General features: G+C 39.8%; 31 protein-coding genes. 10 read left to right on the plus strand and 21 right to left on the minus strand.

What is annotated here, in order from left to right; translation table 11 throughout:
* Window positions 1–24 precede the first annotated feature (24 nt).
* Window positions 25–459 carry an acyl-CoA thioesterase gene (locus tag OMU_RS09045; protein ID WP_016179610.1) on the minus strand — a complete coding sequence of 145 codons (435 nt, stop codon included), beginning with the start codon at window positions 457–459 and terminating at the stop codon, window positions 25–27.
* A gap of 2 nt (window positions 460–461) precedes the next feature.
* Window positions 462–1,301: an NAD(P)H-hydrate dehydratase gene (locus OMU_RS09050; protein WP_016179611.1), complete on the minus strand. Its 840-nt coding sequence runs from the start codon at window positions 1,299–1,301 to the stop codon at window positions 462–464.
* Between the two features lie 394 nt (window positions 1,302–1,695).
* Between OMU_RS09050 and pepV the strand changes: the two genes are divergently transcribed.
* Both pepV and OMU_RS09060 read left to right on the plus strand, forming a co-directional pair.
* On the plus strand, window positions 1,696–3,108 hold the full coding sequence (gene pepV / locus OMU_RS09055; RefSeq protein ID WP_016179612.1) for a dipeptidase PepV: 1,413 nt from the start codon (window positions 1,696–1,698) through the stop codon (window positions 3,106–3,108).
* Between the two features lie 270 nt (window positions 3,109–3,378).
* Window positions 3,379–4,299, plus strand: a complete 921-nt coding sequence (locus tag OMU_RS09060) for a nucleoside hydrolase (protein ID WP_016179613.1) — start codon at window positions 3,379–3,381, stop codon at window positions 4,297–4,299.
* A gap of 61 nt (window positions 4,300–4,360) precedes the next feature.
* Here the strand turns inward: OMU_RS09060 and OMU_RS09065 are convergent, their stop codons facing one another.
* The 3 genes from OMU_RS09065 to OMU_RS09075 all read right to left on the minus strand — a co-directional run bounded on the left by OMU_RS09065 (window position 4,361) and on the right by OMU_RS09075 (window position 7,332).
* A complete protein-coding gene (locus tag OMU_RS09065; RefSeq protein WP_016179614.1) occupies window positions 4,361–4,696 on the minus strand; it encodes a PepSY domain-containing protein in 336 nt (111 codons plus the stop codon).
* Between the two features lie 177 nt (window positions 4,697–4,873).
* On the minus strand, window positions 4,874–6,814 hold the full coding sequence (locus OMU_RS09070; RefSeq protein ID WP_016179615.1) for an oxidoreductase: 1,941 nt from the start codon (window positions 6,812–6,814) through the stop codon (window positions 4,874–4,876).
* A gap of 2 nt (window positions 6,815–6,816) precedes the next feature.
* On the minus strand, window positions 6,817–7,332 hold the full coding sequence (locus tag OMU_RS09075; protein WP_016179616.1) for a DUF3237 domain-containing protein: 516 nt from the start codon (window positions 7,330–7,332) through the stop codon (window positions 6,817–6,819).
* Between the two features lie 159 nt (window positions 7,333–7,491).
* Between OMU_RS09075 and OMU_RS09080 the strand changes: the two genes are divergently transcribed.
* From OMU_RS09080 to ytpR, 4 genes are all read left to right on the plus strand, one after another.
* Window positions 7,492–8,721, plus strand: a complete 1,230-nt coding sequence (locus tag OMU_RS09080) for a PucR family transcriptional regulator (protein WP_230371742.1) — start codon at window positions 7,492–7,494, stop codon at window positions 8,719–8,721.
* 77 nt (window positions 8,722–8,798) lie between these two features.
* Entirely contained in the window at window positions 8,799–9,116 is a 318-nt protein-coding gene (locus tag OMU_RS09085; protein ID WP_016179618.1) for a thioredoxin family protein, read from the plus strand.
* 9 nt (window positions 9,117–9,125) lie between these two features.
* A complete protein-coding gene (locus OMU_RS09090) occupies window positions 9,126–9,581 on the plus strand; it encodes a universal stress protein (RefSeq protein ID WP_016179619.1) in 456 nt (151 codons plus the stop codon).
* A 193-nt stretch (window positions 9,582–9,774) separates the two neighbouring features.
* Complete coding sequence (gene ytpR, locus OMU_RS09095) at window positions 9,775–10,386, plus strand: YtpR family tRNA-binding protein (RefSeq protein ID WP_016179620.1); 612 nt, start codon at window positions 9,775–9,777, stop codon at window positions 10,384–10,386.
* 32 nt (window positions 10,387–10,418) lie between these two features.
* Here ytpR and OMU_RS09100 read toward each other — a convergent pair whose 3' ends face one another.
* Window positions 10,419–11,864 carry an IS1182 family transposase gene (locus OMU_RS09100; RefSeq protein ID WP_016179621.1) on the minus strand — a complete coding sequence of 482 codons (1,446 nt, stop codon included), beginning with the start codon at window positions 11,862–11,864 and terminating at the stop codon, window positions 10,419–10,421.
* A 128-nt stretch (window positions 11,865–11,992) separates the two neighbouring features.
* Window positions 11,993–13,285, minus strand: coding sequence for a S1C family serine protease (locus OMU_RS09105; protein ID WP_016179622.1), 1,293 nt, complete (start codon window positions 13,283–13,285; stop codon window positions 11,993–11,995).
* A gap of 414 nt (window positions 13,286–13,699) precedes the next feature.
* Between OMU_RS09105 and rlmH the strand changes: the two genes are divergently transcribed.
* Window positions 13,700–14,179 (plus strand): 23S rRNA (pseudouridine(1915)-N(3))-methyltransferase RlmH, encoded by a 480-nt coding sequence (gene rlmH, locus OMU_RS09110; RefSeq protein WP_034875566.1) that lies wholly within the window; start codon window positions 13,700–13,702, stop codon window positions 14,177–14,179.
* Between the two features lie 99 nt (window positions 14,180–14,278).
* Here the strand turns inward: rlmH and OMU_RS09115 are convergent, their stop codons facing one another.
* Entirely contained in the window at window positions 14,279–14,728 is a 450-nt protein-coding gene (locus OMU_RS09115) for a LacI family DNA-binding transcriptional regulator (RefSeq protein WP_071879972.1), read from the minus strand.
* Between the two features lie 484 nt (window positions 14,729–15,212).
* The gene (locus tag OMU_RS09120) at window positions 15,213–15,770 is read right to left on the minus strand and encodes a TetR/AcrR family transcriptional regulator (RefSeq protein ID WP_016179625.1); all 558 of its coding nucleotides are present in this window, start codon (window positions 15,768–15,770) and stop codon (window positions 15,213–15,215) included.
* Window positions 15,771–15,946: 176 nt separating this feature from the next.
* Between OMU_RS09120 and OMU_RS09125 the strand changes: the two genes are divergently transcribed.
* A complete protein-coding gene (locus OMU_RS09125) occupies window positions 15,947–16,642 on the plus strand; it encodes a C45 family peptidase (protein WP_016179626.1) in 696 nt (231 codons plus the stop codon).
* Window positions 16,643–16,708: 66 nt separating this feature from the next.
* Window positions 16,709–16,903 (plus strand): hypothetical protein, encoded by a 195-nt coding sequence (locus tag OMU_RS09130; RefSeq protein ID WP_016179627.1) that lies wholly within the window; start codon window positions 16,709–16,711, stop codon window positions 16,901–16,903.
* A 55-nt stretch (window positions 16,904–16,958) separates the two neighbouring features.
* Here OMU_RS09130 and OMU_RS09135 read toward each other — a convergent pair whose 3' ends face one another.
* On the minus strand, window positions 16,959–17,417 hold the full coding sequence (locus tag OMU_RS09135; RefSeq protein WP_016179628.1) for a hypothetical protein: 459 nt from the start codon (window positions 17,415–17,417) through the stop codon (window positions 16,959–16,961).
* 126 nt (window positions 17,418–17,543) lie between these two features.
* On the opposite strand from OMU_RS09135, the gene OMU_RS24010 reads away from it, so the two are divergent.
* Window positions 17,544–17,750, plus strand: coding sequence for a type II CAAX prenyl endopeptidase Rce1 family protein (locus OMU_RS24010; protein WP_324603373.1), 207 nt, complete (start codon window positions 17,544–17,546; stop codon window positions 17,748–17,750).
* A 273-nt stretch (window positions 17,751–18,023) separates the two neighbouring features.
* On the opposite strand, the gene OMU_RS09140 is transcribed toward OMU_RS24010, so the two are convergent.
* The 11 genes from OMU_RS09140 to OMU_RS09185 all read right to left on the minus strand — a co-directional run bounded on the left by OMU_RS09140 (window position 18,024) and on the right by OMU_RS09185 (window position 24,469).
* Window positions 18,024–18,830: a C40 family peptidase gene (locus OMU_RS09140; RefSeq protein ID WP_248620886.1), complete on the minus strand. Its 807-nt coding sequence runs from the start codon at window positions 18,828–18,830 to the stop codon at window positions 18,024–18,026.
* A 7-nt stretch (window positions 18,831–18,837) separates the two neighbouring features.
* Window positions 18,838–19,251, minus strand: coding sequence for a phage holin family protein (locus OMU_RS09145; protein WP_016179630.1), 414 nt, complete (start codon window positions 19,249–19,251; stop codon window positions 18,838–18,840).
* Window positions 19,252–19,373: 122 nt separating this feature from the next.
* A complete protein-coding gene (locus tag OMU_RS09150) occupies window positions 19,374–19,985 on the minus strand; it encodes a DUF2922 family protein (protein ID WP_016179631.1) in 612 nt (203 codons plus the stop codon).
* Window positions 19,986–20,047: 62 nt separating this feature from the next.
* Window positions 20,048–20,434: a hypothetical protein gene (locus OMU_RS09155; protein WP_016179632.1), complete on the minus strand. Its 387-nt coding sequence runs from the start codon at window positions 20,432–20,434 to the stop codon at window positions 20,048–20,050.
* 65 nt (window positions 20,435–20,499) lie between these two features.
* Window positions 20,500–20,712 carry a DUF2922 domain-containing protein gene (locus tag OMU_RS09160; protein ID WP_016179633.1) on the minus strand — a complete coding sequence of 71 codons (213 nt, stop codon included), beginning with the start codon at window positions 20,710–20,712 and terminating at the stop codon, window positions 20,500–20,502.
* Window positions 20,713–20,734: 22 nt separating this feature from the next.
* Window positions 20,735–20,938 (minus strand): DUF1659 domain-containing protein, encoded by a 204-nt coding sequence (locus tag OMU_RS09165; RefSeq protein WP_016179634.1) that lies wholly within the window; start codon window positions 20,936–20,938, stop codon window positions 20,735–20,737.
* Between the two features lie 240 nt (window positions 20,939–21,178).
* Window positions 21,179–21,904 carry a hypothetical protein gene (locus tag OMU_RS09170; protein WP_016179635.1) on the minus strand — a complete coding sequence of 242 codons (726 nt, stop codon included), beginning with the start codon at window positions 21,902–21,904 and terminating at the stop codon, window positions 21,179–21,181.
* A gap of 477 nt (window positions 21,905–22,381) precedes the next feature.
* Entirely contained in the window at window positions 22,382–22,834 is a 453-nt protein-coding gene (locus OMU_RS09175) for a DUF2188 domain-containing protein (protein WP_016179636.1), read from the minus strand.
* A 110-nt stretch (window positions 22,835–22,944) separates the two neighbouring features.
* On the minus strand, window positions 22,945–23,112 hold the full coding sequence (locus OMU_RS23375; RefSeq protein WP_016179637.1) for a hypothetical protein: 168 nt from the start codon (window positions 23,110–23,112) through the stop codon (window positions 22,945–22,947).
* A 356-nt stretch (window positions 23,113–23,468) separates the two neighbouring features.
* A complete protein-coding gene (locus tag OMU_RS09180; protein WP_016179638.1) occupies window positions 23,469–23,906 on the minus strand; it encodes a nucleoside 2-deoxyribosyltransferase in 438 nt (145 codons plus the stop codon).
* Window positions 23,906–24,469 carry an LOG family protein gene (locus tag OMU_RS09185; protein ID WP_016179639.1) on the minus strand — a complete coding sequence of 188 codons (564 nt, stop codon included), beginning with the start codon at window positions 24,467–24,469 and terminating at the stop codon, window positions 23,906–23,908. Before OMU_RS09185 ends, OMU_RS09180 begins: the two co-directional genes overlap by 1 nt.
* Window positions 24,470–24,644 lie beyond the last annotated feature (175 nt).

The following is a 24,644-nucleotide window of genomic DNA, read 5'->3' on the forward strand; positions in this document are numbered from 1 at the left end:
CCGGCAATTGTCGGCAGCTATTTTTTAGCATTCCTCTTTCGTTGTTTCGTAATAGTCTAAAAATAATTCGTGTAACGCAGGATGTGTTTTTCGCAATTGCACCAAACGATTGGTTTCATAGGACATAAAGCAGTGTTGGCTCGTTCCCGTCGTGACTAATTTTTCACCATTATAGACACGGTATTCGAAATCCAAACGGGTGCCCGTATATTTTTTAACGACAGGCTGAATCAGGACTTCATCGCCAAAGCGAACCATCTCCTTGTATTCACAGCTGACTCCTAAGACGGGGATCATAATACCGTCTGCTTCGATTTTTTCAAAGGGACAATTCATAAAGTTCAGAGCGTCAACGCGAGCTTCTTCAAACCAGCGAATGTAATTGGAGTGGTGGATGATGCCCATCTTATCGGTTTCATAATAAAAAGGCTTGCGAGAATAGCCGGGATATTTTTCCATGATTAATTCCTTTCGAGGGCGTATTTTTTCATATAACGAGGAAGCGCCTCACTGATGGTTGTAGGTAAAACTACATAGTTCTCTTCAGCCAGATCATCGCCGATCAAGCTATGAAGATAAACAGCAGCACCGACTGTATCGGTATTTTTTTCAAACTGAGCGAGAAAACCAGTGATCATGCCAGCCAGAGTGTCACCCATGCCGCCAGTGGCCATACCTGGATTGCCTAGCGGATTTTGATAATAGGCAACTGCGTCATCATAGATCGTTGTGCGATGACTTTTTAGGACGATCTTGGCGCCTAAGAGCGCTTGCTTTGCACGGTTATTTTCATCGGTCTGCTGGATAAAGCTTAAACCACTTAGGTGTGTCCATTCCGCTAAATGCGGGGTAAAAATGGTTTGTTCAGGAAATTTTAGGGATAATTTGTAGTCCTTAAATAGCGTGATCGCTGAGCCGTCAATCACTAACCACTGCTCGGCCTGTTGATTGGTCAAAACCTCTTTTAACAGCATTGCCATTTCCTTTGCTAGTCCTAAACCAGGACCAATCAAAATGACATCGGCCTTTTCTAATACTTGATAAAGCGTCTTCGTCTCATTGAAATCCAATACCATTGCTTCTGGTAAACGAGTATGAAGTGCAGTATGATTTTTTTCAGCAGTGACGACAGTAGTGAGTCCTGCGCCACTTTTGATACATGCTTCGGCGCTCATGATGATCGCACCGCCATATTGGTGATTGCCGCCAATCAATACCACTCGTCCAAAGGTTCCCTTATGAGAATTCTCGGGCCTTTTCGTAATCACTTTATGTAAGATGTCGTTATTTAATTGGACCATCTAGTCACCTGCTTTCATCCTATAAATCGTAGCGAATAAACCGTTCAAGATAAAATTCACTATGGGTATCATTATAAGGGAAAAAGGAGAAATTTTCCTAACAAATATTAAAGAGTTTTCATTTTTATTCTATTGAATAGAGTGCTATCATTAAAGTGGTTTAAATTAAAGAATGTCAGTTGCGAGTTCTACTTCGTATTTCTAATACGTTAGTGGAATCGTATGCCAACGACAATAAGAAAATTTGACTCAAATTTTACCTCTTCATTAGAGTAGGCTCGACATTTCGTATTGTTTATAGTATGCAATCTCGTTATCCACGAGCTCGCCTAGCAGTTGATGAGATATCTAGTTGGATATTTGGCATTCGCATCGAATAAGGAGGAATCTTTCAATGACAATCGATTTTAAGAAAGAAGTCGAAGCACGTAAAGACGATCTATTAGCGGATCTATTCACTTTATTGCGTATCAAGAGTGAACGTGAAGACGACAAAGCAACTAAAGAAGCACCATTCGGACCTGGACCGGTGGAAGCATTAGAAAAAATGCTTGAAATCGCAGAACGCGATGGCTTCGCAACAAAAAACGTCGACAATTATGCCGGCCATTTTGATTACGGTGACGGCGATGAAACCTTAGGAATCTTCGGTCACTTAGATGTGGTACCAGCTGGCGACGGTTGGGATTCAGATCCTTACGAACCAGAAATTCGCGACGGCAAATTGTACGCTCGCGGCTCAAGCGATGACAAAGGCCCATCAGTTGCGGCTTATTATGCAGTAAAAATCATCAAAGAATTAGGCTTACCAATCTCTAAAAAAATCCGTTTTGTCTTCGGTACTGACGAAGAAAGCGGCTGGGGAGATATGGACTACTATTTCGAACATGAAGAAAAGCCTGATTTCGGCTTCTCACCAGATGCGTATTTCCCAATCATCAATGGTGAAAAAGGGAACGTAACCATGATCCCTCATTTTGACGGAACAAACGGCACTTCTTATGTTTTAGTAAGCTTCGAAGCAGGTTTGCGTGAAAACATGGTTCCTGGCAATGCTGTGGCAGAAGTAAAAGTTGCCGATGCAGACGCTGCGGAAAAATTAGCCAAAGAATTTGCAGACTATGTAGAGAACAACCCGGTTAGCGGTAAAGCAGATGTTGCTGGTTCAAGCGTTACCTTACATTTAGACGGGAAAGCAGCTCATGGTGCCAGCCCTCAATTAGGAACCAACGCTGGTACTTTCTTAGCAGTCTTCTTAAATAACTATGATTTCGACAAAGGTGCTAAGGCCTTCATCGAAAACAGTGCAAAATACATCCATGAAGATGTCTATGGTAAAAAATTAGGCGTTGACTTCAACAATGAAAAAATGGGTGAATTGACAATGAACGCTGGAATCTTCAGCTTCAAAGATGGTCAAGAAAACGACAACCGGATCACGTTGAACTTCCGTTACCCTAAAGGTACAACTAACGATGAGATCAAAGCAAAATTAGAAGAATTATTCGGTTCAGATGTGAAAGTAACAGAAGGCGCACACCATATGCTGCCTCACTATGTACCAGCGGATGATCCTTTGGTTGCTACTTTGCTAGATACTTTCGAAGAACATACAGGCATCAAAGGGGAAGAAAAAGTCATCGGCGGCGGCACATTCGGTCGCTTACTAGAACGCGGTGTGGCTTACGGCGCACAATTCCCAGGTTTTGAAGATACAATGCACCAAGCCAACGAATATATGTCTGTTGAAGACATTTTGAACTCTGCTGTGATTTACGCAGATGCGATTTATCGTTTGGTTAAATAATTGATTATTGAAATGGACCTCGCAAGTTCTTAATTGCGAGGCCTTTTTGTCAGTCACGCTTTTTGCAGTTTGCAAAGAGTAACTTGTAATTAATAGTTTTCGTTAATACAAAAAACAGACTGTTTAGCGTGATGATATGCGTACGAAGATAAGGTCATTTTTCCCGTTTTTGGGAAAATGACTTTCCTTCAAACTGAGCTAGCTGTCTGCGATTGGCTTAAATACCGATCTTGTTGTATGCTTTTTTGAGAACGTTTAAAGGAGTACCCTATGAAGAGAAAACCAATCATTTTAAGCACCGATCCGGGAATCGATGACGCCGTAGCGATTGTCTTAGCCCTTTTTAGTGAAGAGCTGGAGGTAAAACTGATTTGCCCAACCTTTGGCAATGTCAATTTAGAACATACAAAATCAAATACGGAAAAATTATTAACTCTATTGAAAAAGTCCCCTGAAGTTGTTTTGGGAAGTTCACATTCGTTGCTAAGAGAAGCAATCGATGCCAGTGAGATTCATGGAGAGTCGGGGATGGATGGCTATGATTTTCCTGAAGCTACTATTTTTGCGGATGAATCCCAAACCGCTGTTGCAGCGATGCATGAGATCGTGAGCCAAGAAGAGCAGACGATTCTAGTTGGGATCGGCCCCTTAACCGATATCGCGTTGTTCATTCATCTTTATCCCCAAGATTTGCCGAAGCTCGATCGCATCGTTGTGATGGGCGGCAGCTTAGGGCGAGGAAATTATGGTGTGTTGTCTGAATTTAATTTTGCCGCCGATCCGGAAGCGGCAAAGATCGTTTTCAACAGCGGCGTACCGATCCAAGTAGCGCCATTAGAAGTAGGCAATCAAGCCAAAATTATGCCAGAAACTACAGATAAGATTCGCAACTTCGGAGAAATCGGTAAGATGATCCATCAATTATTTACGAACTATCGCAGCGGCAGTTTGGTATCAGGACTGAATATGTATGATGCGCTGGCAATCGCTTTGATTCTAAAGCCGGAGATGTTTGAGCTTGTTTCTACTAGAGTTGAGATTGAAACAACTCCATCATTGAGCTATGGTGCATCACTAGTTGACCTAGAGAACTATTTGCATTTACCAGCAAATGCGGAAGTGGCGACTAAGGTTGATCCAAAGCAGTTTGAACAATGGTTTGTTGAGACTTTGGCAAAAACAATGAGCTAAAAAAGGAATAAACTATTTATACAGACAGTAAAAGCGTAGGCCGATTTTTTCGACCTACGCTTTAGTCATTAATGATACGATCGATACTTAATACCGCACCGGTTTTAGCATCAGCTTTAAATTCATAAGCGACCAAGTGATCATCTTCTGTCCGAGTGATTCCGCCAGAAAGAATATCCATCGTGATAGCGAATTTTTGCATGGGCTCAGTGTCGAAGGAAATCCAAGAGCCTTCGATTGGTCCTTCTTTCAGAAAAGCCGCTTTGATTTGATCCAGGACCTTGTCTGGGGACATTTTTTGTTTTTTTCGATAATAGTGATTTGCTGCGATGCCTGCAGCTAAACCGATCGTTGAACCGATAGCCAAGCCTTGCGCGAATCTTTTTGTTTTCTCCATAGCATAGACCTCCTTGTTTGTCGTTCATCTATTTTCTAGTCAAATATAGTTTTGTGTGTACGCCTTATTTTACCATTGTTACAAACGAATTTGAAAATTATACGTCATTATTTCAAATAAAAGAACACAAAAAATCAGTGATCAATAAAATCACTGATTTTTTAGCGGCGTATACTACTAAATCGTGCTACCGGCGTAGAAACCATCACGAATGGCATCGCCGATCTTGCCGATTTTATTACTATCACCCAGCACGCGAGTTTTGGTATGGTATTTTTCCTTCACTTGATTAACGGTCGTTAGGACAGGCTTCATCCCGAAGGCATTGATCACGGTATCTGCCGGGATCACTTCGGTTGTACCATCGGCTTTTTCGATCGCCACACCTGTTTCGGTGATCGCAGTAACTTTCGCTTGAGTGATCATGGTGACGTTATTGGCAGCTAACGCATTCATCAATGAAATTCGATTGATAAACATTGCATCTTCTGCACAATTCTCCTTCATTTCAATGATCGTAACCTTTTTGCCCATCTCTGAGGTGATTTCTAATGCACCATCACAACCGGTTGAACCGCCACCGCAGATAACGATATTTTCCCCATCAATCAGGGATTCATCCTGATGACATTCCACCATAGTAGCAACATTTGGTGCGTCGATTCCTGGGATTGGCGGAACAAGTGCCTCTGCGCCACAGCCAATAAAAATTTCATCACATTCGGTTAAGATAGGATCATCTGGACGGATAAAGGTATTCAGATGCACGTCAATACCTAGTTTTTCCATTTGTTTTTCATACCACTGACTGAGTAATTGGATATTGATCTTGAATTTTGCGGTAGAGACATCGCGCATCATGCCGCCTAAGCGAGGTCCTGCTTCATAGAGTGCTACCTCATGACCTCTTAATTTCGCCACTCGAGCGGCTTCCATTCCGGCTGCGCCGCCGCCGATAACCACGATTTTCTTCGCTGTTTCCGCCGCTTCTAATTTAAAGCGCCGTTCCTCCATGGCTTGGACATTGACGGAGCACCCGAGTTTGGTATGATTATTCCAAATTCGCCCGATACAGTTTTCGTTACAACGCAGACATGGACGGACATCTTCTCGTTGATCAGCTAATAATTTATTAGGTAAGTCAGGATCAGCAATCAACCCGCGACCGATCATCGCAAAATCAGCAGTACCAGATTGAATAAGTTCCACAGCAGACTCAGGATTGTGGGTTCCGGCATTTAATAATGGGACAGAGACGGCTTGACGCGCTGCATCGGTGACATAGGACATACACGATTCTCCTAAATAAGAAGGTGGGAAAATATAATCCAAGGTCTCATAACAGCCGGCATCAATATCAAAGGCATCGACGCCTTCTTCTTCTAATAATTTGATCAAAGGAATCGAATCCTCTAACGTGCGCCCACCTTCAAAGCGATGGTCTAACGAAATTCTGAAAAGAATCGGTAATTCGTTGCCAACCGCTTTTCGGATCGCTTGAATAATTTCTCGTGGGAAGCGCGCAAAGTTTTCTGGTGAGCCACTGTATTCATCCGTGCGTTTGTTCCAAACCGGCGACATAAATTGATCGACTAAATAACCGGCGTGGGCGTGAATTTCAATCCCATCAAATCCTGCATCCTTCGCTAACCCCGCTGCAAAGGTAAAGCCATCCATGACGGCTTTGATATCTTCTTTCGTCATTTCACGACAAGGGACATTTGGATCAAAAGCTGAAGGGATCGGCGAGGCCGACATCGGCGGTCGTCCTAATGTATCAGGAAAGGCATTCCGCCCGGTTCCGCAGGTGATTTGGCAAATGACTTTCGTTCCATAGCGATGAACCGAATCGCATAAAGAGGTGAGGGCTGGTAAGACGGTAAATGAATCCAAGGTTCCTTCCATCGAGCCTTGAGCGATTTCTTCGTTTAGTGGCTGGCAGCCGAGAATGATCATACCGACACCACCTTTGGCCCGTTCAACGAAATAATCGATTTCTTGTTCATCTTTTCGACCGCTGGCAAACGCCGAGTTGGTACCCATTGGCGACATCACAAGGCGATTTTTGACTTCCATATTTCCGATTTTAAATGGAGTGAAAAGCGTCTGGTAATCCATGACTATTCCTCCTTGTCTTTAGTAAACGGCGTTGCATAATAACGATAAACATCGTACTGAATCACGATTGGATCATTGGTAAAGTCCACTCTGCCGATTCCAAAGCAGGCGATCCGGTTGCACCAATCGTAGCGTTCATCATCGGTATCTAGTACCGGCATCGGCTGGGTGCCCATGACGGCTGGGAATTTTCCGTTGGCATAATCCGCGGCTGCCTCTGCCGAACCTAAGTCGATTCGTCCTTGGTAAAACATGTTGATATCTGCGCCGTCCTCAGTATGGATCATTGCCCGGCAGTCGACATCCACGATTCCATTTGGATGAACGGTCGACCAATCCGCCCCAACAGGCAATATTTCACCAGTGATTTTTGGTCCCCAGACCTTCCCGCCAGTGATAACGCCAGTCACCCGTGTTGATCCAGTGGGCAATTTTTGAATAAACATCTTGGCATCCACATCGATCGAGTAGGTAAAAATGTGCTCGATCTTAAACTTGTTCAATTCAAATTCTGTCATTTTCTTTTCCTCCAATTCTTATTGTTGTTCTTGTAAAAAGCGTAACATGATAACGTTTTCTTTCCATTGGCAAAATATCTGATTTTTTCGGATGCTGTCGTCAAAAATACCAATAGGTGCTACTATTAATATATAAATAGCGGGTAAAGAGGTGACTGGATGATGGAATACAGTGAGAATAAACTACTAGAATTTACCAAAAAAGCAATTGAAACTGTTTCACAAGGGTGTCGGATTGAGGAGCTGGCACAGCTTACCTACCAGATCTTCAAGTTGCCTTTGATTGTAGCAGATCCAGGTTATCGTTTGATTGCCTATGCGGGCGGTGAGAATATTCATGATCCTTATTGGCAGCAGATCATCTATAGCGGAGAACCAACGGATCATACGATCATGAAGTTTTACATTGATGATGGGTTGATGGAGGCGATCACCGGCTCAAACGAGGCGATCTATATTGATTGGGGCGTGTGTGTCGACTATCCGCAAACCTGTGGGCCGATCTATATCGATAATAACTTAGAAGGCTTCGTCAGCATCTTATTCATGCGTGAGGAACTTTTGGAGTTTTCGCTGAAGCTGAATAATCTATTGCGCCAGTTTTGTGCCATCTTAATGCAGTCGAATAATTACCGTCTGACTCACGCCATCAATCCAGTCAAGGAGCTGTTAGCACAAAAATTCTTTGATATTGAAAACTACGTCGACGCCGCGTCTTTAGAAGATTATCTTAAAATCGTACAATTAAAAGCAAGCTATTGTATTGTAGTTTTGTCTCAAAAGAATCATGATTCGATGCTGTTTTCCCGTCTGAAGAGTCAGATCGTCAAAGAATGTCAGAACCTGCTTTATTATGAAAAGGAGCAGAAGCTGTATTTGCTGTTTCATCAATTAAGGGATTCAAAGCTGAGTCCGGCGTTTTTGCAGCTGATTCGTCAGAGTGAATGTTATTGCGGAGCTAGTACGGTTTTTGATTCCTTAGATCAGCGAGCAGTCTTTATTCAACAAGCTGAGATCGCCCGCGATACGGCACAATCGTTAAATACCAGCAGCCAATGTATCGCCTTTTCTGAGTGTCTGACAGAAGCCTTCTTGCTGCATCCATTGAAGGCGTTTAAAAAGGAAAATCTGATGCCAGAAGAGATACACACCTTATTTGCTTATGATGAGGTGCATGAAACGGAGCTTGCCAAAACCTTGAGTGTCTATTTGCAGCTCAGAAATGATATTAATAAAACCGCTAAGAAACTGCACGTTCATCGAAATACATTAATCTATCGCTTGAATAAGATTCGTGATTTGGCCGGCGTTGAGATTGATGATCCTGAGGTTGCTTGGCGTTTCCAGCTTATTTTTCGGGTCCTTGAGGTCTCTACTGGCAGAAAATAGGTTCGCGAGTTCGCTTCTTTCTCAAAAAGAATGAAAAGTGTATAATCAGAGGTAGTAAATGAAAAGGTCGTGACGCTATGATTATCCCTAAAAGTATTGAAGAGTTAGCTGGTTATGCGGAAAAAGGCAAGAATGTGTTTTTCTTTACTGCTGATTGGTGCGGCGATTGCAACTTCATCAAACCGCAGATGCCAGAGATCGAAGCAGCATTTCCGCAGTTTCAATTTATCCAAGTCGATCGGGACGAATATATTGATGTGGCAGCCGAGTGGAATATCTTTGGGATTCCTAGTTTTGTCGTAATCAATGACGGAGAAGAATTAGGTCGATTAGTTAATAAAAATCGCAAAACAAAAGACGAAATCGCTGGCTTTTTGCAACGAGTAGAAGGGTAGGAGATTGTTATGTTTACACAATCATATCAAAACATCTTAGTCGGAATTGACGGCAGCGATCAAGCCATGGAAGCCTTCAAAAAAGCGCTGGCTGTGGCAAAACGTAATCACGGAACTGTTTATGTGGCCAATGTGATCGATCATCAAGTCTATACGTTCATGAGTTATTCGCCTTTAAATGAAAATATCATGGATCAATTAACCGCCGATGCGAAAAATCTGATCAATGAATGCAAAGCCTTTGGCAAAGAATATGGCTACAACAAGATCGAAGGGATTATCGCCTATGGATCAGCCAAAGAAGCGATGGCGAGAACCCTGCCAGAGAAATACGACATTGATTTAGTGATGGTTGGACAATCGGGTTTGAATGCGGTAGAACGCTTCATGACCGGCAGTGTTGCCAGCTATGTGATCAAAGAAGCCTTATGTGATGTGTTGATCGTTCATCCAAGTGCCGAATAAAAGCTGGCTTGACCAGCTTTTTATTTTGAAAAAAAGAGGATCGGAATGGATTGGCAAACTCGTTTAAATTGCTTTTTAAAGTTTGCTTCTTGCTGATGAAGTTTGTTTGCTGAGCTAGAAATGAAAAAAATCTCATGCAAAAGTCCTGTCAGATTTGTTAAGATACGAGAGGAATACGACTGGAGGTAAAAACGTGATTTTTGCGTATAATAAACAAAATGTCGGCGATACCTTAATGGTCATCGTCAAAAATGATGAAAACAAGGAAAATTCTGTCGAACGAAAGGGCACGGTTGCCCGTGTTCAGACAACCGATGGGAAAACTGTCGCTTGGAACTTTTTCAATGTTTCAGACTACTTAACCATTCATGGCAATGGACAAGTTGAGCTATCAGAAAAAGATATTGAAGTCTTGAATGAACAATTAAAGCAATCCGGTTTTGAAGAACGTTTGGTGGCAGATCTTTCACCAAAATTTGTCGTGGGATATGTAAAATCGTGTATCGATCACCCGGATTCAGATCATTTGCATATTACCGAGACAGAAATTGACGGTGGAGAAACGTTGCAAATCGTTTGCGGTGCCCCTAATATCGAAGCTGGACAAAAAGTCGTTGTCGCAAAGCCTGGCGCGATGATGCCCGATGGACAAATGATTTGGCCCGGCAGCTTACGCGGCGTAGAAAGCTTTGGCATGATCTGTTCAGCCAGAGAACTGCATTTACCAAATGCGCCTGAGAAGAAGGGCATTTTAGTATTGGCTGAAGATGCTAAAACTGGTGAGAAGTTTGAAGTAGGGAAATAAAAAATCCGTTGAGAAATATTTCTCAACGGATTTCAGACTGTAGACAAAAGACGTCTCGAACTCGTAATTTGAGTTTGAGACGTCTTTTTATCTGATTTCTTTCGAAATTTTGAACAAAAAAATAAAGGCTCCTTGCCTTTCCATAGCCAGGTGGCTAATTTCTTTAAATTCATTGCAGCAAACACTAGCATCGTATGCGTCGCGACTTTTTCCAAGCCTCGATACTTGGTCCAACGCATCCCATGCTTTTCTTTTGCATCCGCAAATATTCGTTCAATCGTTTGTTTCCGTTTTTTGTAAATTGATTTATTCAGATCCGTTAGGCGAAGATGTTCCACTTCATCCATCAGATCTCCCCAAACATGTCTCGTGATGACTCGTTGATGATTTTTACTTTTGGTACATTGGTTTAGCAGAGGACAGTTCACACATTCTTTTGGATTGGATTTGTATTCTCGGTACCCTTCTCGATTAACCGTTGAAAAAGCGAGCATTTGATCTTGCGGACAAATGTAACAATCATAATACTCGTCATAGAGAAACTCGTTTTTTGATAATACCCCCTTTTTCCCTTTGGGCCTTGAATAAGGCAAACAAGGTCGAAGGTTCAAATGAGTCAAAAAGTGAACAAACTTAGGTGTCTTATACCCAGCATCAGCGACAACACAGTTGATTTCAGGAAAAAGTCTCTTCGATTGTTTGACGAGCTGAAAGGCGACTTGACTGTCATGAATATTTCCAGGAGTGATGATTGTGCTAAGAATAAATCCGTTGTCGTCGCATGAAGTATGGGCAGAATAAGCAAATTGTTTTTCTCGTTCGCCTTTGACGTAGTAGCCGCTTTCCGGATCAGCCTTACTTATTTTTCTTTCTTTCAGCTTCACTTCCTTTTCTAAGTCCAAAGTAAAAGGGCGTTTTCCGGCCTCTATTCGTTGACGATTGATCTCATCTTCTAATTCATCCTGATAGGCTTTCGCTTCATCATGGGTCATTTCTTTCGTAAACTTATGTTTATTGGCGTTAGCTTTGATGTGGGTAGAATCAAGATACAAATTATCCTCTGTTACAAAACCTGCTTTAACTGCTTGTTCTAAAATATAGGCAAAAATATCCTCAAACACCGTCGTTTCTCTAAATCGGCGGACATAATTCTTTCCAAAAGTTGAGAAATGGGGGATTTTCTCCTCGAAGGAATAGCCTAAAAACCAGCGGTAAGCGACATTGGTATCGACTTCCTTAATGGTTTGTCGCATGGAACGGATACCGAATAAATACTGAATAAACACCAATTTGATCAGAATCACTGGATCGATACTTGGGCGACCTAAATCGGAGTAAGTGGCTTCGACGATTGGATAAATAAATTCAAAATCAAGCGCGGCATCAATCTTTCGAACGAGATGATCTTGAGGAACTAGATCATCAATCGTAAGCATCGCAAATTGATTTCTACCATTCGTATTGTTTTTAGACATCATAACTATCACTCCTTGCATTCGTTTTCATAAATCTATTATAAAAGAAAAGACTGTAGACATCATCCATAAAATGGACTTTGTCTACAGTCTGAAATCCGTTGAGAAATATTTCTCAACGGATTTTTTATTTAGTTATTCCCTTGTTGCTGTGAGTTCGATTTCAAAGAATTGGCATCAATACTTAATTTAACAGAAACCGTTTCTTTTTTATCCTTGCGATAATAAGTGATTTTCACGGTATCGCCAACTTTGTGTTTGTACAATTCAGATTGCAATTCGACGCCAGTTGAAACGTCTGTGTCATCGATTTTGGTAATCACGTCGTATTTCTTCAGGCCCGCTTGATCCGCTGGTGTAGAAGATTGAACATTGTTAATTACGACCCCTTGGGTAACAGAGCTAGGAACTTTGACAATTTCGCTGACTTGTTCCGTTGATAGATCAGACAGGTTGACCATTGTGATACCTAAAGCTGGGCGAACCACTTTGCCGTCTTTTTCTAATTGGTTGATAACATTCACGACATCGTTACTTGGGATGGCGAAGCCGATTCCTTCCACACTAACATTTGATTCCGTTTGAACAATTTTACTTGAATTAATTCCGATTACTTGTCCAGCCATATTGACTAATGGACCACCGGAGTTCCCAGGATTGATCGCCGCATCTGTTTGGATCGCGTTGATATTCACCGTTTGACCTTCATCATTTTGGTTGACGACTTGACGATTCAAGGAAGAAATAATTCCCGATGTCACGGAATTTGCATATTGAGAGCCTAAAGGAGAACCTAAGGCGATGGCTGGTTCACCAACTTTTAGATTGTCAGAATCACCAAAGGTTGCTGGTTTGATATCTGCCACTTTGTCTGATTCGACTTTTAAGACAGCCAAGTCAGTATAAGAATCGGTTCCCACCAAGGTTGCTTTAACTCTTGAACCGTCTTTCAACAAGACTTCTAAACCATCCTGTTTTTCCACCACGTGATTGTTGGTTACGATGTAGGCTGTTTTGCCCTCCAGCTTGTAAATGACCCCAGAACCCTCTGATGTTTCTTCAAGCTGTCCGCTATCTTCCTGTGACTGTTGATTGTCATTTCCGCCGAAAAAGTCAGAGAAGCCGCCTAAACCACTTTGTGACTGTTGTTTTTGCAAGTTGATAACAGAGACAACCGCATCCTGTACTTTACTAGCCGCATCAGTAATATCTGAATTTACATCCACCTTCATGTTGCTGACTTTTGTATTACCAGCACTTGGTGAACCGCTAGCATTTTGGTTATTCGGTGCAAGCAGCGAACCATTCGCTACATAAAAAATCCCAATTGTTAAAACAGCACCAAGAACACCGCCTAATAAGCTGGTCCCAAAGCGCCTAAAAAAACCTGGAGATTTTTTTGGTGTAATATCTTTTCTCATCATATTTACTCCACCTCTACTGTGTTATACGTTATATTAAGTATAGTATTTTATTGTAAGGTAAGTCTACTACAGCGATTTGACTTTTTTATGAAAAAGTTTCGTAGGAAAATATAGATAAATGATGAAAAAACTTGTTTTCCACAAGATTAGTGGAAAACTAAGGAAAAAGTTTGTTAATTGATTTAGTTTTTTTATCCACATAAATGTGGATAAAGTGGATAACTCGGTGGAAAACGTATGTTTGTATAGAGGATTCCTTACAAAAAGGGAATCAATATCCGAAAAACTGTGGATAAACCTGTGATTAGTGTGCATAACTACGTGGAAAAAGACAAAGACTTCTTTTTTTAGCTGTTTTGATCGGTGGAAAAGTTTAATCAGCAAAAGAAACTATAATGAAAAAGGTGAAATATGATGAACATCAAAATTATTTCTGTGGGAAAATTAAAAGAAAAATATCTCGTTCAAGGAATTTCAGAATATACGAAGCGCTTATCGAAGTATTGCAAGATCACGCTAGTCGAAGTTCCAGATGAGAAGGCACCAGAAAAACTCAGCGATGCCGAAATGATCCAAGTCAAAGAAAAAGAAGGAGAATGCATCCTTGCGAAGATCAAAGAACAAGAATACGTCTTCGCCCTAGCCATCAATGGCAAAAATCCTAGCAGCGAAGACTTCGCTGCCACGCTAGACAAATTGCAAACCAGCGGCAAAAGCCAATTCGTTTTTGTCATCGGCGGCTCACTAGGACTAAGTGATCAAGTCCTAAAACGCAGCAATGCGCAGATTTCATTTGGTAAGATGACTTATCCACATCAGCTGATGCGGCTGATTTTGGTGGAGCAGATTTATCGGGCGTTTAGGATTAATGCGGGGGAGCCGTATCATAAGTGATGATATTTTTATATCGATTCTTGAAAATCCCAATAGTATAGGCAAATAATTTCAAAAAAATCCGTGATTTCATTTGGTTTTGAAATCACGGGAGAACTATTATTCGGTTGACTCTCTTGTTACTAAAGTTACAGGTATTACAAAAGACTGACCACGGTCTGCTTTATTATCAATCAGATTCAGTAGGCTTTCTACGGCCTTAAGGGCTATTTTCTCTGTATCTTGTTTAATAGAGGAAAGGGTTGGACTTGAATACCTATCTTGTGGTATATCGTCAAATCCAATTATCTTCAAATCATCCGGGATTTTTTTATGCTTTTTTCTTAGAACAATCAGAGACTCCAAAGCAATGAAATCATTAATCGCAAAAAGTCCATCCGTAGCAGGTTGATTGGTCAGAAATGCTTCTAATTTAGAACCAAAGCTTTCAGAAGAAACATCGGTAGCAAAAATAATTTTTTCATCATCAAAGTTTAAACTATTTTTTTTCAATGCATCTTTAAAACCGACCAACCGTTCCTTAGCAGAGGGGGATTTTCGTTTATGCATTTAAAATCACAGGGTGGGTTACACCAGCTCGAATCAATGTCTCAGTTGCTTCAAAAGTACCTTAGTATCATAGGACCAAATAAAGAAGCAGCGTACAATTGAATGTATGCTGCTTCTTTACTATGCGATACTCAAACTTGCTCCAGGATCTTCGGCATCGATCGCAAAAACGAGTATCAAAAAGAGGGATACTCAACAATTGCCCTGACCGCCGGCTCCAGCTGAAAAAACGAGTATCACTTTTCTTGCTGATCCGTGTTTGATTTCCTCCGATTATATAACTATTCGCTTCTCAAACTAGAACGGTAAGCCACCATAAAACGTATCACGTCGATTCTTTTCTATTTGTCCTCATAGTCGCAAAGAGGCCTAAATGAATATGATAAACAGTATGAGTTTGAGCTACATAAGGTTAGTAACTGGAAGATTGTAGGATAAAAGAAAAAGGCTTGCATTTCTGTGTTGATTTGCAAGCCTAAATATATTATTTATACTTCTGAAAAATCCCGACTAATAAAGTATCTATCGCTTCAGCTAATTCAAATCTAACTTTGTCTGAGGCAGAGAAAGCGTTTCCTAATTGTAAAGTTGTGTAACCGTGAATTATTCCAGTAAGCATATTTAATATTTCAAGTGTTTTGTCTTTGTTAAGACTGCATGATTGAATAAGAGTAGTTAATAATGAAAGATAGTTGTTAAAAAGGCTTGTTGTTTCTTCTGTTCCGTTCCACACAGCCCATTGAATTGTTTCATAAACTCCAGGGTGTTCAATCATATAGTTTAGGTATTCGATAGAAACTAACTTAATTGCTTCTTCCCCTATTTTTCCAACGGCAACTTTCATCATTCTTTCATTCATGTCACGCATACCCTTATGAGCAACTTCTAAAAGAAGTTTATCTAAACTTTCTATGTGATTATATAAAGATGGCGTACGAATGTTTAATTTTTGAGCAACAGATTTTAACGAAACATTATTTAATCCTTTTTCATCTGCTAAGTCTGATGTTGCTTTTATTACTGCTTCTTTAGTGATTTTCATAGTTATGCACCTCATTCAAAATATCATATAAACACAATTTTAGCTAATTGAATTAGTGTAATCAATAACACCATTAGAAAATTATGATTATTTATTGACTATCCCACAAACACAATTTAAAATACTAATTATATTAGTCAAATAACTATTTTAAATAGTATTTAAGGAGTGATTATATGTGTACAAGATTTGTTTACAATGGTATAGATAAAATTGTTGGTTTTAATTTTGATATTGACCTTTCTGAATGGGAACATACTGTAATTACCGAAGAAAATAGATTTTATATTGGTATTAAAATGCCTGACGGTCTGTATCATTCATTTCATGGGGTGAATAAAAATGGTAATGTAGGAACACTTCTTTATGTTCATGGTAATGAAAATGCACAGTATATAGAAGATGAGGATTGTATTACAATATCTGAATTAACAGAAAAATTCATTAAAGCAGAGATTTCTTTTGATAAAGCCTTAGACATTGTTAAAAAGAAAAAAATTATTTATGCACCAGATGCTACTATGCAAGCTATGCTTTCTGATAAAAAAGGACGAGTTTTAATTATTGAACCCGGAATTGGGTATAGATATGGACAAGAAAGCTTTTCACTTATTACAAATTATTCTATTCTAAAACCAGATATAACAAAGCCGTACATTGTTTCTGGGGATACAAGATATGAAGTGGCTAAAGAGTTATTGGCAGGATACGATAAAGATTTTTCAGTAAATGATGCATTTAAAGTATTAAAATCTGTTTCTCAAAAAGACTTGTGGACAACTAGGGTTTCGTTTGTATATTCTACAGAAAAAAATAAAGTATATTATGTCTTGAATAATGATTTTAGTAATGTATTTGAATTTCAGTTTTAATACTAATGGGTTTATAAATTTGCAATTATGATAAGTCTTAAAAATTTATTAACGAGGTTTATTGACTTGATTTCGGTAGTATCGGGGTATTTATTTATGAGCTATCCTTCAGACAATCCAGAAGAGCGGGGGAGTGGCTTGATTTTGGCATCCTCTTCAGCAGCAAAGAAAGCCTTTGGAATTAGCAATGTTTCTCGCGCTCGTGACCTTTCTTTTCCTTATCCGGCGGATCTCATTTACGAAGGTGGCGAAAGCTTCTAAACCCGTAAGCTATTCGTTTCAATGCTTTAAGGAAACGATTCTTTTAGACTAAAGTCTATTCTTGATATCTTTGATAATAATTCTTCGCTTTTTCCATATGAAGTTGAGAAATAATTTTGTAAAAGTGTGTTTCAGAAGTGGGCATACTGCTTAGTTGATCGAGTAACGCATTTATTTTTTGTGAATAGATGGGAAAATCAAAGTAAAGATTTACGATATATGTCATAAAGCGCAGCTGTAAGGAAAAATATAGATTGTCCGCCTTAGTAATAACACGTTCATAAAGCTGCAGACAATCTTTAGCCTCGTCTATATCATTGATCATCAACAACCATTGAATACGATTGAAAAAAAGATCGCTGATTTCTTCATAATATCGTTTCGCTTCAAAAATTTCATATTTTGCTAGTTCATCAAGCAGTCTCGCGTAAAGGCTGCGTTCCTTATCCTTCTCTTTTTCGGAACAGGAAAGAAGGACAAGTTTAGCCAATTTTATTTCTTTTAGTGTCCACATTTTTATTGTATCCAAATAAGTAAGAATCTCTAAAAAGGGAGCACGAGAAAAATTGTAAAAATTGGTATTCGTAATAAGCACCAATAAGTAGGCTTTAATCGCTAGATAACGAATTTCTGTGTGAGTGTGGGATTCGTATTTTCATTCATTTATTATTCAAATCAATCGATTTACGCAGTCATTTTGTTTCATGCGCTATTCAACGTATGTGCCTCAATTTCTAGTATTTCTTCAATCGAGAAAAATATTATCGCGGTAATTCTATTGAGCATTTTCTATCTTTTATTTTTGTTCCATTACCGTATGATCAGTTCAAAAAAGATTTTTAGTTAGAGCTGTTTATGTCGTTGGTCTATTTGAATCCATGTAAAATCTATCTTGAAATATCTCTATAAAAGCTTTCGAAATTAGTTTTTAACAAGGTATAAATGCTTTTATTTAGTAGTCAAGCTGGAACATACGCTCATTTATTTTACAGGAGTTCTAACCGATTGGATGAAGTGAACGCACTTGAAAAGCATTAAAAGTTTAGCCGATTACAAATTTAATTGAAACATAAGGATGTGTACACCAATTTCCGTACACATCCTAACTTTGAAGATTACACTAGATTACCCCATCATTCAATCTTCGTTGCATGGCTTTAACACAATCAGATTCGGAACTGATGATTCCGTCCTGAATCGTGCCCATTTTTTGTTGCAGGGCAAGGCAGGTAGCGGGTCCAAAGTTGCCATCTATTGCAACTTTTAATGTTGATTGCAGTGCACGGATCATGTTCGATCCACCGTGTCCAAATTGAACCGAGGGAATAGATTGATTCGCACGATTTCTGATTTGTCCGCTGATGACGCCGTCTTTGATGTTACAATTCAATACTTCTTGCAGACGTCTCGTAGTGGCAGGTCCCCATGAACCATCGATGGACAACATTCGTTGCTGCCCGATATTTTCGTGAGGTCCGCTAACACTCGTATTTTTTAGTCGAAAATAGCGTACAGGTAAGCCGGAATAATCACCCATCCAGCCGAACGCTTTGGTCACGGCGATATTCTGACAGCCTTTTGAGTAGGTACAGTGCAATGCGTTACCGTTAATATCACCTAAGAAAAATCCGGTATGCCCCGCTGACCCCAGCGATGCACCTTGATGTCCAGCAATCCAGAGATATCCACGGCGAACTTGGGAGCGGCTGATTTCTTCTAATAAGGTGCCTTTTAAGTTGAAGAGCGTTTCGGTGTTTCCAATATAGGCGCCGTTTGGCAGAAAGTCTGCCGCAATCAACGCTCGAAAAACAAAACTGGAGCAATCCATGGAACGTGGGCCCAATCTATGTGACATAGAATAGCAAATTTTTCCTTGCAGGTTTAGTCCGTATTGCAAGGCCGTTTCTGCAGTTGGCAATGTGTTCACCTTCTTCCTATCGAACATTGTTTTCCTGATCGTCCTTATCAGGCGTTTTCCCAACATCCCGTTCGAACACCCTCAGCCATTTCTGCAGCCAAGTGATCTTCAGTCCGAATTCATGGGCATTTTCTAAAATCGAACCGATCTCGTAAATAATTAACAGCGCTGTCCAGATTAATGCTACATTAATTGGCAGAGTAATTCCTACAGTTGGCGCGATTTTGTCTAAGGCAGCGGCGCAAATGATTGTGGAAAAGGTAATGAATTTTGTAAACAAGCCATATAGGTTAATCGAAGACACCCAGGTATGACTTTTCAACGCTTTGACGTATCCGGTGGTGAGGTCCAGGCCCACCATGGTCAGAAAAACGCCCATGATCGGCAGACTTCCGCCGAATAGATAATTGATTAAGGGAATTTGTATCATATAGATTCCTCGCTTTCTAAATTAATTGATAGCCCCTGCGAAAAGAAATTCGCAGGGGCTAATAGCTGTTGATCCCTACGCAGTATGTGATTGTCAATGAACGGATTTAATTGGAAAAAGGCTTATTCCCGCGGTGAATCAGGCGGTCCTTCTTTGTTTTTCCTCCTGATCCGATGAAGCCAATGAAGCAGTCTGTTTTGTTCTTTTGTTTCTTGGCTGGATGGCTTGGCTTCCATTAAGGGCATAGCTACTGGCTGCTGATCGTTAAGGTGGTTATTGTTTGATTGTGGAAGTGATTCTTTTTCTACTTTGATCGCTACCTTTTCTGCGTCCTCAATGGTCGTTAATTGTCTAAAATAGCGACCATACGGCGTTGTTGGTAGTGCGGATAGTTTCGGAGTCGGCAAAGTGAATTCTTCTTCCTTTTTTTCCGCGACTTCACAACAATGGACCTCATCACAGGTCGTTTCCTCAACAGGCTCTCCATCGTAACGAACACCTCTCGTCTCATGTTCTGGATCAAATATCAGAGTTTCTTTATGGGTCAAGACCTTAGCGGTGACCACAGAATCAAATAGTTTTACGCCGTTTTGTGTACAAATATCTAAGTTCGTCAATAATTCGCAAGCTTCTTTGATCTGCGGCGCCGTCAAATTAGGATCAAGATCTCTGTATTTCCAATTGTGGGTGCCGCCATCACTTTTTCCAAAGGTGGCAATTAAATCCTTAGTCATTGTTCTGTTCCTTTCTTTTAAAGTTTAATCTGCGTAGGTAATTTTCAGTAATAATGGTTTTATCAAGGTTCGCCGGTTTCTTCTGGTCGGACGATTGACATAAGGGAGCGAGCAACAGAGACGATCTTCTCACCGAATTTTTTTACTGGAAAAACTCTCAGTTTCAAAGTCTTCCATTCCGGTGCCATAAAGTAGTCTTCAAAATAATAAAAGAGACGTTTCATGGTGCGGGTAGCTTTGGTGTGCATAAATACCTCGCGGACAAGATCCTTTAGAAAGTGATCAAACTCCGCCGCTCCTAGTTGGCAGCGAACTTTTAAGGCTAAAATATATTTAATCGTGACACTGCTGTTTTGTGTTTCATGGTAGAAATTGGTGATTCTCTGTTCAAGTGTTTTGGCTTTTAAGTTGAATAACTGCCGAAACGACAGTGTTTGTAAGACATTCATTGATTCTCATCCTTTCATTCGTAGAGGAGGGCGGCGATAGCGCCGCTGCTCCTCAAAGTATTTGGTTAAAAAATAATCGTTTCAATCGTTTCGACGTACTTCGCACTTTCGACAGTGTTGAAGAGGTCTGCGCCATCTTTATGGCAAAGCTTGACGTCGGTTATGCGTTGCAGTAATCCTTTGATCTCTGTATCGGTCTTTTGAGTATCGGGATCATTGAAGCTCCAGGTGTGGTTCTTCCCTAAGCTGTTTTTAAAGGTTGCGACGAGTTTTAGCATTTTTTTCCTTCCTTTCTATGATTTATTTGGTGTAGCGTGATTGACTGGTTAGAATCACGCCGTCTAGCTGGCTGCCTTCAACTGATAGTGATTTCATAATTTCACCCAGTTCAAGGACCTTCTCTTCGCTAGGCTCATCCATCACATTTGTAAAGGTGATCTTCTTAGTTTTTTCTCCGCCTGTATCGATTTCTACTTGTAGTTTATTGCCGATCGTTTGAATCATGGTTGTTTCCTCCTAAATTTTTTTGTTTCCGGCCGGTGACTAAAAGATAAATGATTTCTAAAAAAAGTGCGAATCGCAAATTGACCAAAAGGGGGTCAATTTGACCTGTTTTTGGGTAAAAAGTGCTGTTTTTGATGAAAAAGCGGTCAAATTGAAGGTATAATGGTCAATTTGCGATTTTACAAGTGGTATCGTAATGTAGTATAATGAAAATTTTATATAAAACGCTTACATTGGTTGCTATAACCAATTATCCTCATAATCCTCGTCAGACTCCGCGATCAGGTCGGGAAAATGATATAGTGCATAACTAATTTCGTACTGCTTTTTTAGCTTGCCTATGGGGGTGATGAATTCTTGCAGGAGAGGTCGTTTGCTTAAGTAACGAGCGAATGGTGTATTCGGCAGGTCTAGGAAATCAAGAGGTGTTGTGCCAGGGCGAGTAGTATGGAAGCTTCCACGTGAGATAGTAGCTAGAAGTAAGGAGGCGATTTCGGCATGTTTCGTGACTCGTCGTTTACTGATAGGAAGCAGCAGGATCAGTCCGTTTATCATTTCGACAAAGTATTGACCGTCATGTTTAAAGATAGTGAGAATCTTTAGTGGATTGAGCCAGATGGTTTGATCTGCACTTTCAAGAGGAAAGAGTGCGAAATTTGGACAGAACCACGGGATTTTGTACTGCCCGAAATATTTGAGCCGTTTAAGACTATCGGAAATGATGGCATAATCGGGGTAGCAATGTGCAGAAGCAAAGGAATGTAATGTCGTGAGAATACTTTTATTGTTAATAAATGTACCATTATCTGTAACAATCAAGATCTCAGTAGTGTCAGGTATCGGAGTGATGCACAGGATCTCTTGAATCTTTGATGGGATAAACAGCAATGTGTCGTGTAGATATTCTTCCCATTGTGGTGACCATTGCTTGTCATCTAGAAAAACGAACGGCTCTAACTTTTTCATAAATAATTCCCCCTCTTAATGCGAATTTTTTGTAAATGCGTAATTACGTCTCTACAAGCAAAAGTATAAAACTAGAGGAAAAAAGAGGATATAGGAATAGTTATTTAAACGAATTTTTTGTAAAAATTGTCCAGTTTTTGTGACAAAATGAGCAAATTTTTGTTTACTAAAAGAAAATCGAATAAAAATGCGTATAGGATCACGAGGTATTTTTTCATTTCCTAAGTATGCTAACTTCAATAAAATTAAAGAGTATCAGAGTATTAAAATAACTATTTAAAAAAGGTGAATCTATCTTTCATACTTTCCTTGTATCTTTGCTGGAAAGACTGCCATCATCTAAGCGATAACAGATGTTTAGAAAATGGTTAACAATATGTAGGCTAAGAATTTAACTATCGTTCATTATCCACAAAAAATTTGAAGCAGAAGCAATTGCTAAGACACCCCTTAGTAATTGCTTCTGCTTCTTTACTGTTATTCAGAATAATCAAACGTATCCTGCAGCGTGCCGTCTTGTTTATAGACTTTCACCGAAGAGTTTTTGTTTTTCGCAATTTCCTTCGCTCGTTCTACGGCCTGCTCCTTTTTGTCGAAGGTGTCGCTGGCTTGACTGGCTTTTTCGGAAATGACGATCCAATGATCTTCTTGATATTTGACTAAAACGTCGGCATTCATCAATTTTTTTGCATTTTTATCATGGTCGTGAGAATCATTTTTTTGTGGTGCTTTGGCTTTTTGAAAATCTTTCTTCTCTGCGGCAGAAGCATTGTCATACCATTTTTCTGCTTGACTGGTGGCAATCGGAATTGCACGATCATCTGGATAACCATCATCTAGCAGAGCATTCGCGATATCAATGGCTTTTTTTCGAATCAATGGGTCTAGGTTTTTCATTGAGGCTGGGTAATCATTCATATTCCAAGGCATACATACGTCCTCCTTCAATAATTTATATATCTACCTTACTATGGAAACGATTGATTTGAAATTAATACGCTTATAGAAAAAAATACACGCCCGTTTATGGACGTGTAGGTTCAATCTTTCCGAATTTTCGAAATGTGTTTGCTGCGTCCGCCAATTTTAGTAGCAAAATGGTCGGATTCTTGTTTGCTTTGGAATACCCAAAGTTTCTCAGGGTCTTTTTCACGGGTGCGCTGACCTTCTTTATCAATATAACCATGGAGGACTTTGACAACATACATAAGATCACCTGCTTTTTTTAGTTTAGCTATTAGTATACGGAGTGAAAAAACGAAAGCAAATCATTTGCCTGCGGATTAAGAGAAATTTATACTTGGGCTTTTTTATTGCTTGATTGAGATAGTCTTCTAAGATGTATCGGTGACGGTAAAGCCCAGTAAAAATGGCTTTGAAACAACTAGATTTAGCTTTTTCAGAAGTTTCCGTTTTTTTCAGTTGGAATGCCCGTATCCTATTCTCTTCTTGCTAAGCTTATTAATGATACTAGAATGTCCTCTTACTCTAGTATTAGATAATCAGTCAACGAAGTGATAGATGAACTCTTCATAAAGTTACAGATGTGTGACGATAGAGCTGATTAAATGTAATTTCCTAAGTAAGGTGAAGAGGGTAATGTATTGAAATCGTACTTCTCGATCTCGGCTACGTGTTTGGTGAAAGCATGGAGAGATTCAGTCAACATGATATTGACCGTATCGCCGGCAGTCAGCAGACCGATAACAGGGATTTTCAGCATCGTTGCGATTCCGATTTCATAAGCGGTTCCTGGGTCGGTAATTTCGTGTTCATAATCTAAAATAGCGACGATAGCATCGGCTGTTTCAATATGATGCATATCCTTAAAATAGGTCTCGCTTGCCCATTCCGGTGTGAAGGCTTCGTACTCGCATGTTTGGTCTAAACGTGGAGAATGAAATTCGGTAACAGTTGGGTTGTTCTTCAAGGCTTTTTCCACTGAGTGAATTAGAGAAATTTGTTCCTTAGAGAAAAATGGCCCTGCTAAATAAATTTTCATTAGGCAACAACTCCCATCTCAGATAATTCGATACAGACTTTATTGATCAATGATTGGTAATCGTCTGAGATCAATATGTGTTTGATTGCTTGATAGTCAATGAAATCTTCATTTGAAGCCTTAATCAGAAATTCGATCAAGGACTGATAGTAGCCGTCAATATCAAGGATAGCGATAGGTTTTGGCGGAACAAGTCCAATGGCGATTGAGCTCAGTAAATGAAATAATTCTTCCAGTGTTTCTAGTCCTCCAGGTAAGATCAAATAGGCATCTGATTTATTGATCAGAAGTTGTTTTTTCTCATCCATTGTTTCAGTAAAAATAAATTCATTGATCTCTTTACGAGAAAGATCATCATCAAAGAATCCACGAGAGCAAATTCCGGTCACATTTCCGTGCTTATTGATAACACCATTGCTTACTGCTCCCATTAAACCGCTGATTGAGCCGCCAGAAACTAAGTCCAATCCTTTATCAGCGATATACTCGCCAATACGTTCTGCAAGTTCTTTATATTTTGCTTCTTTTCCATAGCATACGCCACAAAAAACTGCTAATTTCATAAATATTACCACCAATCTTTTTCTTTGAGAGTTCATCATAGCTCTAAAAAAATTAAAATAAAAGACTAGATATTGTATTAGAATTGTGTTATTAGCTAAAAACATACAATATGTTGTGTTTTGATTAAAGGGCGTACTTGATTAATATGAAATTTTTTTACTGATTTATTAATAC

Source organism: Enterococcus avium ATCC 14025, assembly GCF_000406965.1.
Taxonomy (GTDB): domain Bacteria; phylum Bacillota; class Bacilli; order Lactobacillales; family Enterococcaceae; genus Enterococcus_A; species Enterococcus_A avium.

Bases quoted from the DNA above. Each gene is read 5' to 3' on its own strand.
- OMU_RS09045 (WP_016179610.1), bottom strand. From the start codon at position 459: ATGGAAAAATATCCCGGCTATTCTCGCAAGCCTTTTTATTATGAAACC.
- OMU_RS09050 (WP_016179611.1), bottom strand. From the start codon at position 1,301: ATGGTCCAATTAAATAACGACATCTTACATAAAGTGATTACGAAAAGG.
- pepV (WP_016179612.1), top strand. From the start codon at position 1,696: ATGACAATCGATTTTAAGAAAGAAGTCGAAGCACGTAAAGACGATCTA.
- OMU_RS09060 (WP_016179613.1), top strand. From the start codon at position 3,379: ATGAAGAGAAAACCAATCATTTTAAGCACCGATCCGGGAATCGATGAC.
- OMU_RS09065 (WP_016179614.1), bottom strand. From the start codon at position 4,696: ATGGAGAAAACAAAAAGATTCGCGCAAGGCTTGGCTATCGGTTCAACG.
- OMU_RS09070 (WP_016179615.1), bottom strand. From the start codon at position 6,814: ATGGATTACCAGACGCTTTTCACTCCATTTAAAATCGGAAATATGGAA.
- OMU_RS09075 (WP_016179616.1), bottom strand. From the start codon at position 7,332: ATGACAGAATTTGAATTGAACAAGTTTAAGATCGAGCACATTTTTACC.
- OMU_RS09080 (WP_230371742.1), top strand. From the start codon at position 7,492: ATGATGGAATACAGTGAGAATAAACTACTAGAATTTACCAAAAAAGCA.
- OMU_RS09085 (WP_016179618.1), top strand. From the start codon at position 8,799: ATGATTATCCCTAAAAGTATTGAAGAGTTAGCTGGTTATGCGGAAAAA.
- OMU_RS09090 (WP_016179619.1), top strand. From the start codon at position 9,126: ATGTTTACACAATCATATCAAAACATCTTAGTCGGAATTGACGGCAGC.
- OMU_RS09100 (WP_016179621.1), bottom strand. From the start codon at position 11,864: ATGATGTCTAAAAACAATACGAATGGTAGAAATCAATTTGCGATGCTT.
- OMU_RS09105 (WP_016179622.1), bottom strand. From the start codon at position 13,285: ATGATGAGAAAAGATATTACACCAAAAAAATCTCCAGGTTTTTTTAGG.
- rlmH (WP_034875566.1), top strand. From the start codon at position 13,700: ATGAACATCAAAATTATTTCTGTGGGAAAATTAAAAGAAAAATATCTC.
- OMU_RS09115 (WP_071879972.1), bottom strand. From the start codon at position 14,728: ATGCATAAACGAAAATCCCCCTCTGCTAAGGAACGGTTGGTCGGTTTT.
- OMU_RS09120 (WP_016179625.1), bottom strand. From the start codon at position 15,770: ATGAAAATCACTAAAGAAGCAGTAATAAAAGCAACATCAGACTTAGCA.
- OMU_RS09125 (WP_016179626.1), top strand. From the start codon at position 15,947: ATGTGTACAAGATTTGTTTACAATGGTATAGATAAAATTGTTGGTTTT.
- OMU_RS09135 (WP_016179628.1), bottom strand. From the start codon at position 17,417: ATGTGGACACTAAAAGAAATAAAATTGGCTAAACTTGTCCTTCTTTCC.
- OMU_RS09145 (WP_016179630.1), bottom strand. From the start codon at position 19,251: ATGATACAAATTCCCTTAATCAATTATCTATTCGGCGGAAGTCTGCCG.
- OMU_RS09150 (WP_016179631.1), bottom strand. From the start codon at position 19,985: ATGACTAAGGATTTAATTGCCACCTTTGGAAAAAGTGATGGCGGCACC.
- OMU_RS09155 (WP_016179632.1), bottom strand. From the start codon at position 20,434: ATGAATGTCTTACAAACACTGTCGTTTCGGCAGTTATTCAACTTAAAA.
- OMU_RS09160 (WP_016179633.1), bottom strand. From the start codon at position 20,712: ATGCTAAAACTCGTCGCAACCTTTAAAAACAGCTTAGGGAAGAACCAC.
- OMU_RS09165 (WP_016179634.1), bottom strand. From the start codon at position 20,938: ATGATTCAAACGATCGGCAATAAACTACAAGTAGAAATCGATACAGGC.
- OMU_RS09170 (WP_016179635.1), bottom strand. From the start codon at position 21,904: ATGAAAAAGTTAGAGCCGTTCGTTTTTCTAGATGACAAGCAATGGTCA.
- OMU_RS09175 (WP_016179636.1), bottom strand. From the start codon at position 22,834: ATGCCTTGGAATATGAATGATTACCCAGCCTCAATGAAAAACCTAGAC.
- OMU_RS23375 (WP_016179637.1), bottom strand. From the start codon at position 23,112: ATGTATGTTGTCAAAGTCCTCCATGGTTATATTGATAAAGAAGGTCAG.
- OMU_RS09180 (WP_016179638.1), bottom strand. From the start codon at position 23,906: ATGAAAATTTATTTAGCAGGGCCATTTTTCTCTAAGGAACAAATTTCT.
- OMU_RS09185 (WP_016179639.1), bottom strand. From the start codon at position 24,469: ATGAAATTAGCAGTTTTTTGTGGCGTATGCTATGGAAAAGAAGCAAAA.